Below are 15,676 nucleotides of genomic sequence, written 5' to 3' on the forward strand. Positions count from 1 at the left end.
TAGCAGGTTTAGGTTTTAAGAAGACAAAAACCTGTCTCATTTAATGAAACAGGTTTAGAAAACTTGTAAGTGAGCAAAAAGGGGAGCAAACCCAAAAATCAACCCTTTAAGACAAAACAAAAAGCCCACTGTTGTAGGCTTTCTGTAAGGTATATCTTAAAATTAAAGCATCTTGTTATAGAATTCAACGACAAGTGCTTCGTTGATTTCTGGGTTGATTTCATCACGTTCTGGAAGGCGAGTCAATGAACCTTCAAGTTTGTCAGCATCGAATGATACGAATGCTGGACGTCCAACTGTAGCTTCAACAGCTTCAAGGATAGCTGGAACTTTAGCTGATTTTTCGCGAACTGAGATCACTTGACCTGGAGTTACACGGTATGAAGGGATATCAACGCGTTTTCCGTCAACAAGGATGTGACCGTGGTTAACGAATTGACGAGCTTGACGACGAGTAGTCGCAAGTCCAAGACGGTAAACAACGTTATCCAAACGACGTTCCAAAAGAAGCATGAAGTTGAAACCGACAGTTCCTTCTTTAACTTTAGTAGCTTGTACGAACAAGTTACGGAATTGTTTTTCACCAAGTCCGTAAGAGAAACGAAGTTTTTGTTTTTCAGCTAATTGCAAACCGTATTCTGACAATTTTGAACGGTTGTTTGGTCCGTGTTGACCTGGTACGTAGTTACGACGTGCCAATTCTTTACCTGTACCTGTAAGTGACAAGCCAAGACGGCGAGATTGTTTCCAAGATGGTCCTGTATAACGTGACATTTAAAATGTCCTCCTATAAAAATAATTTTTGTAGGAAATAACGTTTTAGACAAACCTGATTCGTTCAGAAAGCCTTCGCCCAAACAGCAAAGGTTACTTTTCTAGCTGACTTCCTGTTGACGAGCTTCATTTTGTCCTGCTGTCATTTCGCACAAATTCTATTCTATCACGGAATAGAAACTTTGTAAAGTCCTTCAAAACAATTTCAATGAAATTCGGACAATAATTCTATAATTCGTTTTTTATATTGCAATTGTTTCCAGTCCCTATCCGTTGCTGGATCCCATTTTAAAGGAAGATCTGCAATAATTTCACCAGGATTATGATTCAAGATATAGATCCGGTCACTCAATGTCAAAGCTTCTTCGATACTATGAGTGATCACTAGAGTGGTGAGGCCAAGACGTTCCTTACTTTCTAGATACCAGTGATAAAGATCCTGCCTTGTCAATTCATCTAAGGCACTAAAAGCTTCATCTAATAGGAAGACAGAATGACCCAATAGATAAGTCCTTAATAGCGCCACCCGTTGCCGCATCCCCCCACTCAGCGCATTAGGATAAAGGTTGGCGATACTTCCCAATTTAAATTCATCTAACAATTTTAGAGCTGTAGATGTTGCCTCTTCCTTAGGAATCTTTTTTAATTGAAGGGGAAGAATAATATTTCCCAATACTGTCTTATGTTCTAACAAAAGATCCTTTTGTAGCATATAGCTGACTTTTCCAAAGGAGATAGGGGCATTATCTACTACTATAGCACCCTTTTGTAAGGGAAGGATCCCAGCAATTAAATTAAACAAGGTTGATTTCCCTACCCCACTCGGACCCAGAATAGAGACAATTTCTCCTTTTTGCACTTCTAGTGATACATTATTTAAAACTGCTTTATCTCCAAAAGAGAAACTTACATCTTTTACGGTTAAAATATCAGTCACCTACCAATTCGTTTGTGAAACCTTTGTCTTCTAAGTCATTTGAAACCAATCCTTGCTCTTTTGCCCAAGCATAAAAAGCATTCCAACGTTTGGAGTCAAACTGCCCCCATTTATCCTTGTCTGAAGCATATTGACTGGAAAGATATTTTTGGGAAGCTAAAACAAAATCACGCTGATTAGCTAAGGCAGGGGCCTGTTTGATCAAGATATCCGCAGCTTCTTCTGGATGCTCTATAGCATATTGGTAGCCTTTTTTCACCGCTTGAATGAATTTTTTTGCTTCCTCTTTATGAGACTTAAAATAGTCATTGTTAGCAATAATAACAGGCGAATAGTAGTCAAATGCAGGAACAAAATCTTTCATATAGAAGAAATTGGTCTTCATTCCCTTTTGCTCAGCCAAAATTCCATCCCAACCATGATAAATCCAAGCAGCATCAAAGACCTTATTTTCAATCGGAGTAATGGAATTTGAATCACTATTTGGAACCAATTTTACTTGATTAAAATCAGCCCCCTCTTTTTTCATCATCGATTTGATCATTTCCAACTCAATAGGATCATTCCAGGTACCATACTTCTTACTAACCAAATCTTTTGGACTTGTGATCGCTGCATCTTTTCTTGAAATAATCCCTGACGTATTGTGTTCGACGATAGCTGCAACAGCGGTAATACCCGCACCTTTATCCAATTTCTTGGCCATAGAATCTTGGAAATAAATACCAAATGGAGCTTTCCCATTGATAATCAAATCAGAACTACTGTCTTCCGGCGGAAGTTTTATATCTACATCCAGTCCTGCATCTTTAAAATACCCTTTTTCCTTTGCTACATAGAGACCCGTATGATTGGTATTCGGGGTCCAATCTAGAATAAAATCAATCTTTTTCAAACCACTTGACGATTTCTTGACAGAATTTTGACAAGCACTCAAGACAACAAATCCCAATATTATTGAGAAAAATAAACCTATTGACTTTTTCATCATTCATACCTCTTTTACATTTTTGTCAATTTTATTTTACAAGCTTTACAAGTTTGTCAACCCTTTCTCCATTTTAGAATGTTTTTTTCTAATTGGTCAACGAGAAACATACCGAGTAAACTAATAGCAGAAATCAATACAATGATCGCAAACATCGTATCATACTGAAATAACTTCTTCGATTGGATCATATAGACCCCCAATCCATCAAAGCCTCCTAACCATTCTGAAACGACTGTACTGATAAAAGCATAGGAAACGCTCACACGTAAACCTGCAAAAAAATAAGGAAGCGCTGCAGGAATTTTATAATGGACTAAGGTCTGAAAGCGATTGGCTTGCATAATCTGAAACAATCTCAGAATATCTTGATCGCAATGCCGAAAACCATCTAACAGACTGACTACGATGGGAAATACCACCGTAATAATGATCAAAACCAGTTTTGGAAGCATACCATAACCAAACCAAAGAACCAGGATAGGGGCCAAGGCAATCGTCGGAATGGTTTGAATAACAACCATAAAAGGATAGACTAGATCATTCACCCATTGAAAACTATCCATGAGAATCGCAAAGCCAGCAGCCAAAAGAACCCCTATAACCAGTCCGATCAAGGCCACTTGAAGGGTAGACAAACTATGATGAATCAGGAGTGCTCGATCTCGCACAAAGGCATTCCCAATTTCAAGTGGCGTCGGCAATACAAATTTGGGAAGGAAGTTTAAAAATCCTGCTAACTGCCATAAGACAAGAAGACTGGTAAAACCTGCCAAGCCTACCAACTGTTTTGAATATCTTTTTACAAGAGACATCGTAACCTCCTTTCTCACAAATAAAAAACGCCTCCAAAATAGGAGACGGATTGCACAAGGTCACTCATAACGAAAAATACATTTCATTTGTTTCCTACGCTGGCATTACCCAGATCAGGTGCGGTCGAAGCTTACACTTCCTCTCAGACTGTACACAGACTCCCATATGTATTTATTATAATAACTGAATTAGACGATAAAAGCAAGAAATTAATCCAAATAACGAATTAAATTCTTCTCTGTTAAAATATCTGAATAGGTGTAAGACTCCACGTAGGTATTAGCTGGTTCACCTGGTAAGCTATTGTCGTTCGTATACTCGATAATAAATAAAGAAGGATAGACCTCAATCAAGCGTCCAAATTTATTTTTTTGACGTTTCCGTCCATTTTCAAGCGTCATTTCAACCACTTGTCCTTCATGAGCCTTGATCTCTTCTTTAATTTTTTTCATTTTTGCAACATCTGTAAATGCATCACTCATCTTATTGATCCTCTCTCTTTGAAATACTTGAGAATTTATTGTATTCCTTTTGGAATATTAATTCGACTGTCCCACGCGCACCTGAACGGTTTTTCTCGATAATCACTTCAACCGTATTATTAGGCATTCCATCTTCTTCCTCTTCACCAGCTCGATCATAATAATCATCACGGTACAAGAAAGCAACAATATCCGCATCCTGCTCAATCGATCCAGATTCACGAATATCAGAAAGAACAGGACGTTTATCTTGGCGCTGTTCCACGCCACGTGACAGCTGACTCAAAGCAATAACCGGAACTTTTAGTTCCTTTGCCAAAATCTTTAACTGACGAGAAATTTCTGAAACTTCCTGTTGACGGTTTTCTCTTCCAGTCCCTGTAATCAGCTGCAGGTAGTCAATCAGAATAAGACCGAGATTCCCTGTTTCCTGCGCTAATTTTCTTGCTCTCGAACGAATCTCAGTGATCCGAATTCCTGGGGTATCATCGATGTAAATACTCGCATTGGCTAAATTTCCTTGAGCAATGGCATATTTCCGCCATTCTTCATCCGTCAATTGACCTGTACGAATCGAATGGGATTCAATCAAGCCTTCAGCTGCTAACATCCGGTCAACCAAACTTTCAGCTCCCATTTCTAATGAGAAAATAGCAACTGTCTTATCCAACTTTGTCCCGATATTTTGAGCAATATTTAGAGCAAAGGCTGTTTTACCTACTGCAGGACGAGCTGCTAAAATAATCAACTCTTCCTCATGTAGCCCCGTCGTCATATGGTCCAAATCTCGATAGCCTGTCGCAATACCCGTGATATCAGAGGTTTGAAGCGAGCGGGCTTCTAAGCTACCAAAGTTTATATTCAAGATTTCCCGAATATTTTTAAACCCACTACGATTTGCGTTTTCACTAACATCAATCAGAGCTTTTTCAGCACCCGCGATGATTTCATCTGAAGGACTTGCTCCATCATAGGCTTGATTAATACTTTCCGTCAATCGAGAGATCAACCGACGTAGAACAGCTTTTTCGGCTACAATCTTCGCGTAGTACTCTGCATTGGCTGAAGTTGGTACTGAATTAATGACTTCTACCAAATAGGAGAGACCACCAATATTTTGGAGATCTCCTTGACTATCTAAAATATTTCGAACAGTCGTTGCATCAATCGCATCCCCACGGTCAGCTAGATCGATCATGGCCTTAAAAATTAAGCGATGTGAATACTTAAAGAAATCCCCAGGCTCGATATATTCACGAACAAAGACCAATTTCCCCTCATCAATAAAGATGGCCCCCAGCACTGATTGCTCCGCCTGGATATCCTGAGGTTGTGTTCTTAATTCCTCTATCTCAGCCATAAAAAACCTTTCTATCGATCGTGTTTACCCTTCGTTTACACGAATATTAATCACACCTGTAACATCTTGATAAATTTTAACAGGAACATCAATCAAACCTGTTGAACGAATTGGAGAGGAAACTTGAATATGACGTTTATCAATTTTAATACCAAATTGTTTCTCAAGCTCTTCTGCAATCTTTTTATTGGTAATAGAGCCAAAAGTACGACCATCTGGTCCAATTTTTTCGGTAAATTGAACAACGGTAGCTTCTTCTTCCAATTTCGCTTTAATCTTTTGCGCTTCTGCTAACAATTCAGCATGTGCTTTTTCTTCTGACTTTTGCTTTCCACGAAGTTCACCGATTGCTTGGGCATTGGCTTCTTTCGCAAGGTTTTTCTTGATCAAAAAGTTTTGTGCATAACCAGTAGGCACTTCTTTAATTTCGCCTTTTTTACCTTTACCTTTTACATCCGCTAAGAAAATAACTTTCATTCTACATTCTCCTTTTCAATAATTACTTCGTTTTCAATAGTCTCAATCAGTTGTTGACGAATACTCATCAAATCTTGACCCTCAATTTGAGAGGCTGCCGAATTAAAATGACCTCCTCCACCAAGTTGTTCCATGATACGCTGTACATTGACTTTGCTTCGACTTCGTGCAGAAATCGAGATGGTCCCACTTTGGTTGCAGGCAATGACAAAGGTAGCTTCCACTTCAGACATGGCCAACATACTATCAGCTGCCTTACTAATAGTTACTGAATCATAGGCTTTAGTCGTGTTGGCACAAGCTAAGATGATATGTGGCAAAATCTTTTCACCTGTTAAGATCAGCTCGTTCACTTCGCGGTACTCGTCAAACTGAATCGCAGAAATCTCTTGAATGGCTACACTATCACTCCCTCTCGAGCGAAGATAGCTTGCCACATCAAAGGTCCGACTCGTAACACGTGCAGAGAAGTTCTTAGTATCCAGCATGATCCCAGCCATCAAGACACTTGCTTGAATCTTCGTTAACCGATTTTTCTTCGATTTCTGGAACTGAATGAGTTCACTAACCAATTCACTCGCACTACTTGCACCACTCTCGATATAAGTGATCAGAACATTTTCAGGAAAATCATCATCACGACGGTGATGGTCAATAACTATAATCTGTTGAAATTCCTTATAGAATTCTTTAGATAGGGTCAATGCTGTTTTAGCATGGTCCACCATAATCAGCAAGGAGCGATCCGTTACCATTTGCAAAGCTTCCTCTACAGTAAGGAGTTTTGTAACCTGCTCATCCTCTAGTTTTGCAATCGCTCTTGAAATATCACTAGCCATTGCATGCGGGTCATAGACCACATAAGAGGAAGACAAAATATTGCTTGAGAAAAACTGCATTCCCACAGACGCTCCTAAAGCATCCATATCCAAGTTTCTATGTCCAACAATGAAGACTTGATCAACGGATTTAATCTTATCCGAAATAGCTGTCATCATAGCGCGTGTACGAGTCCGAGTCCGCTTCACAGCCGAAGCAGTTCCCCCACCAAAGAAAATTGGGTTTTTCTGTTCATCAATTTCCTTGACAACCGCTTGATCCCCACCACGAACTTCCGCAAGGTTTAGGTTCAAGAGAGCCACTTTACCAATTTCATCATGCTCCCCATCACCGTACGAGAATCCCATACTTAAGGTAATAGGTAGCTCACGATTTTTAGCTTCTTCACGGAATTGATCGATGACTGAAAATTTTGATTCCATCAACTGTTCTAAGACCGTGTAGTCAGTAAACAAATAGAAACGATCCATCCCCACGCGTCTGTAAAACATATGGTAATGAGCTGTAAACTCTTCTACAAAGTTGGCAATAAAACTATTGATATTGCTAATATCAGAGTCTGAAATGACATCCTCTAGATCATCATAGTTATCAACAGAAATAATACCGATAACGGGACGAGTTGTCACCAATCCCACAGTTGCTTCATACTCACTGGAAACATCAAAAAAGTAAACAACACTAGATGTCTGATCAAAGTAAACGGAATATTTCTTATCGGCTACAGTGACATAATGACCTTTATCCTCAAACAGAGTGTTGAGTAACTTTTTCAATGATTCAACATCAAAGTCCCCATCATCTGTTGAAAAAATCAATTCAGCATAAGGGTTGAACCACTCTACTTCATTTGATTCTTCATTAATTTTGATAACTCCAACAGGCATTTTATCAAGGAGGGATGCTAATCCGCTTTCTGCCTGATGGTTAACATATTGTATTTGTTCTAATTCATCTAACTCTGAAATTTGTAACTGGTATTCAAATAAAGCAATCAATCCAGCTAAGACTAAAAAAATTGCAATGAGAGTTACATAGCCTTTGCCAAAGATTCTTAAAAAAATTGCTAAAATTGCAAATGAAATAAAACCAATTAACACATAATGGATGAACGATAAACGAAATTTTTTCATCATAAACCTCTTCTCGGAATTATACCATAAATAGAGGTAAAAAGCGAGGTTTCTCTCTATATTACAGAGAAGATTGACCCGTAAAAAGCTCTCTCTATGCTTCACTACTTTGTAAACATCGTTTACAGATGTGTAAATAGCAACAAAAGATTTCAATCCATAAAATTGAGGCTGAAACATCATCTCAGCCCCATTTTATTAGTGGTTTGCTTTGTTTTTGGAGATGCTCCGAGATTTACCTTCTAAGTAAACCATTAAAATAGAGATATCCGCTGGATTGACACCTGAGATACGACTTGCTTGACCAATCGTTTCTGGATTAATTAATTTAAATTTTTGACGCGCTTCGGTTGCAATAGAGTCAATATCATCCCAGTCAATATTCGCAGGGATTCGTTTTTCTTCCATACGCTTCATTTTTTCGACTTGGTCCATTGCTTTTGAAATATAACCTTCGTATTTAATTTCAGTTTCAATCAATTCAATGATTTTATCATCCAGTTCTTCAGCTGCAGGACCGATAAATTCTACCACATCTTGGTAAGAGACTTCTGGTCGTCTCAAGAATTCTTTAGCAGTGACAGCATCTGTCAATGGTTTAAAGCCCATTGCAGCGACCTTCTCATTGGTTTCCTTTACAGGCTTTAACTTAATGCTATCCAAACGCTTCATCTCATTTTCAAACTGATACTTCTTAGTTTCGAAACGTTGCCAACGTTCATCATCTACCAATCCAATTGCTCGTCCCATTTCTGTCAAGCGCATATCTGCATTATCATGACGCAAAATCAAACGGTATTCTGCACGACTTGTTAACAAACGATACGGTTCGATCGTTCCCTTTGTTACCAAGTCATCGATCATAACCCCAATATAGCCATCACTACGTTTCAAAATGAGTTCTGGTTTTCCTTGGATTTTTAGAGCAGCATTGATCCCTGCAATAATCCCTTGACCAGCGGCCTCTTCATAACCAGACGTTCCGTTGGTTTGGCCAGCTGTAAAGAGACCTGAAATTTTCTTGGTTTCCAAAGTTGCGCGCAATTGATGAGGCAAAACCATATCATACTCAATCGCATAACCCGTTCGCATCATTTCTGCCTTCTCAAGTCCCTTAATAGAATGAACGAGATCCCGCTGAACATCTTCTGGTAAACTCGTTGACAGCCCCTGAACATAGACTTCTTCTGTATTTCGTCCCTCTGGTTCTAAGAATAGTTGATGACGCTCTTTGTCTGCAAAACGGACAATTTTATCCTCAATGGACGGACAATAGCGAGGACCCACTCCCTTTACAACCCCTGTAAACATAGGTGCCCGGTGTAAATTATTCTGGATAATTTCATGGCTATGCCCATTCGTATAAGTCAACCAACATGGAACCTGATCCTTTACATAATCTTCATCACGCGATGTATAAGAAAAATGATTTGGAGCTTCATCTCCAGGTTGAATTTCCGTTTCGTCATAGTTAATTGACGACGCCTTTACACGAGGTGGTGTCCCTGTTTTGAAACGTCCAATTTCTAATCCTAGCTGTTTGAGATTATCGGCTAAATTGATAGAAGCTAGACTATGATTAGGCCCTGACGAATACTTGAGATCTCCAATGATAATTTCCCCGCGTAAAGCTGTCCCAGTAGTGACAATAACAGCCTTTGCCCCATACTCTTGGTGAGTCGCAGTCCTTACACCAACAACCTTACCATTCTCCACCAAAATCTCATCAATCATGGTTTGGCGAAGAGTTAAATTTTCTTGGTTTTCAACCGTTTTCCGCATTTCTTTTGAGTAAAGTTCTTTGTCTGCTTGAGCCCGAAGTGCACGAACTGCAGGACCTTTACCAGTATTGAGCATTTTCATTTGAATGTAGGTCTTGTCGATGTTCTTTGCCATTTCTCCACCGAGGGCATCGACTTCACGCACGACAATCCCCTTAGCAGAACCACCAATAGAGGGATTACAAGGCATAAAAGCCAGCATTTCAATGTTAATAGTCGCAAGTAAGACCTTACAACCCATACGGCTAGCAGCTAGAGAAGCTTCTACTCCCGCATGCCCCGCACCGATTACAATGATATCGTATTCTTCAATAAAATTATATGTCATTTTTTCTCCTATTTCTCAAGATGGATGTGTCGTAATTTTCCGTCCCATTCTGGTAGGGCTGATTTTAAAAAGGCTGGTTTCAGGTCAACAGTGTGTAAATCATCTAAAGCAATCCAACGGCAAGGTAATTGCTTTGTATCTTCCTGCATGACCAAAGGTGCATCTTCTAGCAAGTCCACCAAATAATGAAATTCAATGTTATGGTAGTGGATTCCAGCTTGTTCAAAGTGATTTTCAACCACGAAAGCTAACGGACCTGCTGTAGATGTGACACCAAGTTCCTCTTTGACTTCCCGAACTACCGCATCTTCTGTAGTTTCATTGACTTGAATAGCACCTCCAATTGTATAACAGCCGTCCTCATCTTCTATGACGAACAAGCGATTATCTTTTACAATCAAAGCAGTCGCTCTCACACCAAAAACAGTAGAACCTATTTTCGTCCGAAAATCCTTTTGCCTCATTTTACTTCCTTTCGAAATCACACAAAAATAGTCAAAACTCTGAGAAGTGCAGGACAAAAAAGCCTACAACATCCATGAGCTTTGACCATCATTTCTATTGCTTTTATTATTGTAGCAAATTGAGAAAATTTGTCAATTTAAATATACTGACAAACTTTTCCATCCCGATAAGCATTGTCAATCAAGCCACCACCTAGACACTCTTCACCGTCGTAAAAGACAACAGCTTGTCCTGGTGTAATGGCTCGTTGAGGTTCGGCGAAAATCACTTCTGCCTTGTCACCTTTAACGTGTACAGTCACCTTTGAGTCAGGCTGACGATAGCGGAACTTAGCTGTACACTCTAATGTAAACTCTTCTGGCATATTTCTTGTAAAGTGAACTTGACTAGCCTGTAAACTTGTTGACATCAATGCTTCATGATAGAAGCCTTGACCGACATAAAGAATATTTTGACTGAGGTCTTTACCAACTACAAACCATGGAGCATTGTCTCCACCTTGTTGGCCCCCAATTCCAAGTCCACCCCGTTGACCGATTGTGTAATACATCAAACCTGCATGTTCACCCATATCTCGTCCATCGATGGTCATCATTTGACCTGGTTGGGCAGGAAGGTAGTTCCCTAGAAATTCTTTGAAATTCTTTTCTCCAATAAAGCAAATCCCAGTTGAGTCTTTCTTTTTAGCTGTTGCCAATCCAGCTTCTTCAGCTAGACGGCGAACCTCAGGCTTTTCCAAATGTCCCAATGGGAACATGGTTTTTTGAAGTTGTTCTTGTGACAGTTGGCTTAAGAAATAAGTTTGATCCTTCCCGTTGTCAACGCCACGTAACATATGGACAATGCCATCCTCATCACGCGACACGCGCGCATAGTGCCCTGTGGCTACATAATCGGCACCGAGTGTCATAGCATAATCTAGAAAGGCCTTAAATTTGATTTCCTTATTACACATGACATCCGGATTTGGTGTTCGACCAGCTCGGTATTCGGCAAGGAAATATTCAAAGACACGATCCCAGTATTCTTTTTCAAAGTTGACAGAATAGTAAGGAATGCCAATTTGGTCTGCAACCGCTGCTACATCTTTGTAATCTTCTGTAGCTGTACAGACGCCATTTTCGTCTGTGTCGTCCCAGTTTTTCATGAAGATGCCGATGACATCGTAACCCTGTTGCTTTAATAATAAAGCTGTTACAGATGAATCCACACCACCACTCATACCAACAACAACACGTGTTTTCGAGTTATCACTCATAGATTTCTCCCATCTTTTCGTTTCTCACGATTGAAGGTCGTGATTTGCTTCAACGATTGAAGGTCGTTTTGAGCAGTTACCATTTTAACACGCTTTATATTAGAAAACAAGCATCTTACTATTCTTTTTGTTGATCTTGATCGATGGGTTTACAAGTCTGTAAATTTAAAAAGAGTCCTATTAAAGAACTCTTTTCAAACGAATTTAATACCAGCCATTTGCTAACCAGAAATTTTTAGCTGCTGACCATGATCCATAACGGTTGACAACATATTGATTGGCCACTTTTTCTTGGTTTGCAGGTGATAAATCACCATTCAAATAAGTGATAGTCAATTGGTAACGACCATAATATTGGCCATTTTGTGCTGTATAACTACCACTTGACTCTTTTTGGGCAATCCATTCCTTAGCAGCTGCATCTTCCGCACTCAAGCCATCTGAAGCAGAGACAGTAGTTGTTACTTGTGTAGTATCAGTTTTACTAGTAGTAGCTTGCTCCGTAGTTTTCTGCGTTGTATTTGCATCTTCAATCTCAAGAACTTGTCCAACTGAGATGAGATTCACGTTACTAATCTTATTTTTCTTAGCAATCGCATCAACCGTTGTGTTTTTCTCTTTAGCAATAGCTGATAAAGTATCACCTGATTTTACAGTATAAGAATCTGCATTCGCTACAATTGGAAGGAAAAGTCCTGCAAGTAAACTAAGTCCAATAATTCGTTTCATCATTTGTTTTTTATTCATTATTATGTACTCCTTTATTGGTATACCTCTATACTACACAAGAAATATTTCATATTTATTGAAATTATATGTCAAATATTTCAGTCAGATGTTAGAAATACTAAAAATCCAGGATAATATAAATGCTTTAAGCCCCCTTTAAGATTTCTCAGATATTTCGGGAAAAATAGAAGAAATCATCAGCCATATCTGATATAATGAAGTAAAGTGATCACAAAGGAGCAGAGCATGAACTCTTTAAAATTCCAATCAGTTTTTGATATTATTGGACCTGTGATGATTGGCCCATCCAGTAGTCATACTGCAGGTGCTGTTCGAATTGGTAAAATTGTTTCTTCTATCTTTGGAGAGGAGCCAAAAGAAGTTGAGTTCCAATTATTTAATTCCTTCGCTAAAACCTATCGTGGTCATGGAACAGATTTAGCCTTAGTAGCAGGCATCTTAGGAATGGACACAGATGATCCTAGAATCCCAGATAGTCTAAAAATTGCACATGAACGAGGCATTCGGATTGTTTGGTCTATTCAAAAAGAGAGCAATGCTCCTCACCCAAACACAACAACCATTACTGTTAAAAATGATCATAAAACGATTTCTGTCACTGGAATCTCAATTGGTGGTGGGAACATACAGGTTACTGAGTTAAATGGCTTTGCCATCTCGCTAAATATGAATACTCCAACCATTATCATTGTTCACCAGGACGTCCCTGGGATGATCGCCCATGTCACAGAAGCTCTTTCTCGCTATGATATTAATATTGCACAAATGAATGTGACGCGGGAAAAAGCTGGAGAAAAAGCGATTATGATTATAGAAGTTGACTCAAGGAGTTGTGAAGCAGCGATCGACGATATCCGTAAAATTCCTCATCTTCATAATGTCAACTTTTTCAAATAAGGAGTTCATATGTTTTATTCAATTGTAGACCTCGTAGAACAAGCAAGCACGCAATACGAAGGAAACGTTGCAGAGTTAATGATTGCAACTGAATTTGAACTAACTGGTCGTGAACGAGAAGAAGTCCTACGATTAATGACCCGTAATTTAGAAGTGATGATTGATTCTGTAAAGTTAGGGTTAAATGAAAACCACTCTCGTAGTGGGTTAACCGGTGGGGATGCCGCAAAATTAGATCGCTATATCAAATCAGGAAAAACGTTATCTGACTTGACCGTCCTAACCGCAGCAAAGAATGCTATTGCTGTCAACGAACACAATGCTAAAATGGGACTGGTCTGTGCAACACCCACTGCAGGATCTGCTGGCTGCCTTCCCGCAGTTCTCACTGCAGCAACCCAAAAATTAGGGTTAAACCGTCAGCAACAATTAGATTTTTTACTGACAGCTGGGGCTTTTGGTTTAGTCATCGCCAATAATGCTTCTATTTCAGGTGCAGAAGGTGGTTGTCAAGCAGAAGTTGGTTCTGCTTCAGCTATGAGTGCGGCAGCATTGACACTAGCTGCTGGGGGAACTCCTTATCAAGCGAGTCAGGCAGTCTGTTTTGTCATCAAAAACATGCTTGGGCTCATTTGTGATCCAGTGGCAGGACTCGTGGAAGTTCCATGTGTCAAACGGAACGCAATGGGAGCCAGCTATGCCTTTATTGCTGCTGATATGGCCTTAGCAGGCATTGAATCAAAAATACCTGTTGATGAAGTTATTGACGCCATGTACCAAGTTGGTTCTAGTCTTCCAACTGCCTTTAGAGAAACAGCTGAAGGAGGATTGGCAGCAACACCAACCGGACGTAGATTACAAAAAGAGATATTTGGGGAATAATATGCAAGCCTTATTTTTTGACTTAGATGGAACATTAGTTGACAGTTCCAAGGGAATTACAGAGAGCTTTCAACATACATTCGATACTTTGAAGGTTCCTCAACCCGATCTCAAAACCATCCGTAGTTTTATGGGACCACCTTTGATTTCTAGTTTTGAAGCTACTCTTCCTGAAGCTTTGGTAGATCAAGCAGTGACTATCTATCGCCAGTATTATCATGAAAAAGGGCAATACAAATCAACTCTATTTCCTCAAATAGTTGAAGCTTTGAAAGCAATACAAGATGAAAGCATTCCCCTTTATATAACTACTTCAAAACATGAACCAGTTGCTTTACAGATGTGTCAAGATTTAGGTATCTCTAAATACTTTAAAGGAATTTATGGATCAAGTTCTGATCGTACCCACAAAGCCGATGTCATTCGATACGCCTTGTCAATCAATGACCTTCCAAAAGAGGAAACAGTGATTATTGGAGACACAAAATTTGACCTCATTGGGGGTCAAACAGTTGGTATAAAAACCATGGCTGTCACTTGGGGTTTTGGAGATCTTGAAGAACTACTTCTTTACTCACCAGATTTTATTTGTCATTCTCCACTTGATATCCTTGAGGAATTAAAAAAATGAGGCTGGGACAAAAGTCCTAGCCTCTCAATTATTTTTGGATTGTCGAGCAAGACGCAGTGGTTGAGTGGGCTCTACTACGCTGATTTCATCAGCTTTTACAGCCCTACTCAACTGTGCGGAGGTGGGACGACGAAATCGAATTCTAACGAATTACCGATTTCTGTCCCACTATCATTTTTTAATAACCCCAAGCTGACAAACCTTGTGAGTTGTATGCATTATATGCTGCCTGGATTTGATCATCAACTGTTGCAGTTGAACCCCAACCTGGCATTGTTTGGAATAAACCACTTGCACCAGAAGCATTTGCTGCATTCACCTGACCATTTGATTCACGGGCAATGATTGCTTCCCAAGTAGAGGCAGGTACACCTGTCATCTCAGCCATGCGAGAAGCTGCATATGCTCCTTGCTCACCAGCAGTATTACCATTTGATAGAACAATTCCACCATTTGTTGATTGTGCAGAAGTCACTGTAGCATTTGCTGCATAAGTTGTTTGTTTTTGAGCAGTTTGTGCTGTTGCAGTTGCTGTAGGTGCACTTTCAGCAGGTTTTGCCTGCTCTTGCGGAGCAACCTTATCAACCATTGATTTAGAACGCTCACCTAATTCAATAATTTGTCCTGCATAAATTAAATCTTCATTGGTAAGGTTGTTAGTTGAAATAATATTTTCTAATGAAGTGTTATTTTCAAGTGCAATTTTTGATAGAGTATCTCCAGACTTCACTTCGTAAGTTTCAGCATTCACTGTAGCAATACCAGAAATGAAAAGTGATGCTGCTGAAATTAGGGAAGTAACTGTCCATTGGAACTTTTTACTGTTCATGAATCCTATTCTCCTTTCGAACATAATTCTATAATACACACAAAATGT

At 39.4% G+C, this 15,676-nt stretch carries 16 protein-coding genes and 1 riboswitch; of the genes, 3 read left to right on the forward strand and 13 right to left on the reverse strand.

The features are described 5' to 3' along the window. Nucleotides 1-162 precede the first annotated feature (162 nt). From rpsD to PCY07_RS05665, 12 genes are all read right to left on the reverse strand, one after another. Nucleotides 163-774, reverse strand: coding sequence for a 30S ribosomal protein S4 (rpsD, locus tag PCY07_RS05610; RefSeq protein WP_003002210.1), 612 nt, complete (start codon nt 772-774; stop codon nt 163-165). A gap of 205 nt (nt 775-979) precedes the next feature. Next, nucleotides 980-1,711, reverse strand: a complete 732-nt coding sequence (locus PCY07_RS05615; protein WP_156671775.1) for an ABC transporter ATP-binding protein — start codon at nt 1,709-1,711, stop codon at nt 980-982. Then, the gene (locus PCY07_RS05620) at nt 1,704-2,699 is read right to left on the reverse strand and encodes an ABC transporter substrate-binding protein (protein ID WP_156671776.1); all 996 of its coding nucleotides are present in this window, start codon (nt 2,697-2,699) and stop codon (nt 1,704-1,706) included. The genes PCY07_RS05615 and PCY07_RS05620 overlap by 8 nt, the downstream gene beginning before the upstream one ends. A 56-nt stretch (nt 2,700-2,755) precedes the next feature. After that, complete coding sequence (locus PCY07_RS05625) at nt 2,756-3,514, reverse strand: ABC transporter permease (protein WP_156671777.1); 759 nt, start codon at nt 3,512-3,514, stop codon at nt 2,756-2,758. Nucleotides 3,515-3,588: 74 nt separating this feature from the next. After that, nucleotides 3,589-3,690, reverse strand: a riboswitch (TPP riboswitch). 34 nt (nt 3,691-3,724) lie between these two features. Then, nucleotides 3,725-3,997 carry a Veg family protein gene (locus PCY07_RS05630; protein ID WP_003009183.1) on the reverse strand — a complete coding sequence of 91 codons (273 nt, stop codon included), beginning with the start codon at nt 3,995-3,997 and terminating at the stop codon, nt 3,725-3,727. Nucleotide 3,998: 1 nt separating this feature from the next. Further along, the gene (gene dnaB / locus PCY07_RS05635) at nt 3,999-5,357 is read right to left on the reverse strand and encodes a replicative DNA helicase (RefSeq protein WP_301355527.1); all 1,359 of its coding nucleotides are present in this window, start codon (nt 5,355-5,357) and stop codon (nt 3,999-4,001) included. A gap of 24 nt (nt 5,358-5,381) precedes the next feature. Beyond that, complete coding sequence (gene rplI, locus PCY07_RS05640) at nt 5,382-5,834, reverse strand: 50S ribosomal protein L9 (protein WP_003002156.1); 453 nt, start codon at nt 5,832-5,834, stop codon at nt 5,382-5,384. Next, nucleotides 5,831-7,810, reverse strand: coding sequence for a DHH family phosphoesterase (locus PCY07_RS05645; RefSeq protein WP_049489123.1), 1,980 nt, complete (start codon nt 7,808-7,810; stop codon nt 5,831-5,833). The genes rplI and PCY07_RS05645 overlap by 4 nt, the downstream gene beginning before the upstream one ends. A 195-nt stretch (nt 7,811-8,005) precedes the next feature. Then, nucleotides 8,006-9,916: a tRNA uridine-5-carboxymethylaminomethyl(34) synthesis enzyme MnmG gene (gene mnmG, locus PCY07_RS05650; RefSeq protein WP_061455868.1), complete on the reverse strand. Its 1,911-nt coding sequence runs from the start codon at nt 9,914-9,916 to the stop codon at nt 8,006-8,008. 8 nt (nt 9,917-9,924) lie between these two features. Continuing rightward, nucleotides 9,925-10,380, reverse strand: a complete 456-nt coding sequence (locus PCY07_RS05655; protein ID WP_156671779.1) for an NUDIX hydrolase — start codon at nt 10,378-10,380, stop codon at nt 9,925-9,927. 137 nt (nt 10,381-10,517) lie between these two features. Beyond that, on the reverse strand, nt 10,518-11,639 hold the full coding sequence (gene mnmA, locus PCY07_RS05660) for a tRNA 2-thiouridine(34) synthase MnmA (RefSeq protein ID WP_156671780.1): 1,122 nt from the start codon (nt 11,637-11,639) through the stop codon (nt 10,518-10,520). A gap of 204 nt (nt 11,640-11,843) precedes the next feature. Continuing rightward, nucleotides 11,844-12,386, reverse strand: a complete 543-nt coding sequence (locus PCY07_RS05665; protein ID WP_013904355.1) for a LysM peptidoglycan-binding domain-containing protein — start codon at nt 12,384-12,386, stop codon at nt 11,844-11,846. A 228-nt stretch (nt 12,387-12,614) separates the two neighbouring features. Between PCY07_RS05665 and sdaAB the strand changes: the two genes are divergently transcribed. The 3 genes from sdaAB to PCY07_RS05680 are packed head-to-tail and all read left to right on the forward strand — an operon-like array spanning nt 12,615 to nt 14,799. After that, a complete protein-coding gene (sdaAB, locus tag PCY07_RS05670) occupies nt 12,615-13,286 on the forward strand; it encodes an L-serine ammonia-lyase, iron-sulfur-dependent subunit beta (protein WP_023919982.1) in 672 nt (223 codons plus the stop codon). A 9-nt stretch (nt 13,287-13,295) separates the two neighbouring features. Beyond that, nucleotides 13,296-14,168 carry an L-serine ammonia-lyase, iron-sulfur-dependent, subunit alpha gene (gene sdaAA / locus PCY07_RS05675; protein ID WP_003002222.1) on the forward strand — a complete coding sequence of 291 codons (873 nt, stop codon included), beginning with the start codon at nt 13,296-13,298 and terminating at the stop codon, nt 14,166-14,168. Between the two features lies 1 nt (nt 14,169). Continuing rightward, nucleotides 14,170-14,799, forward strand: a complete 630-nt coding sequence (locus tag PCY07_RS05680; protein ID WP_041826509.1) for an HAD hydrolase-like protein — start codon at nt 14,170-14,172, stop codon at nt 14,797-14,799. 178 nt (nt 14,800-14,977) lie between these two features. Here PCY07_RS05680 and PCY07_RS05685 read toward each other — a convergent pair whose 3' ends face one another. Then, a complete protein-coding gene (locus tag PCY07_RS05685) occupies nt 14,978-15,628 on the reverse strand; it encodes a LysM peptidoglycan-binding domain-containing protein (protein ID WP_049499136.1) in 651 nt (216 codons plus the stop codon). Nucleotides 15,629-15,676 lie beyond the last annotated feature (48 nt).

The organism is Streptococcus sp. SP1, from assembly GCF_030440005.1.
In the GTDB taxonomy this organism is placed as follows: domain Bacteria; phylum Bacillota; class Bacilli; order Lactobacillales; family Streptococcaceae; genus Streptococcus; species Streptococcus parasanguinis.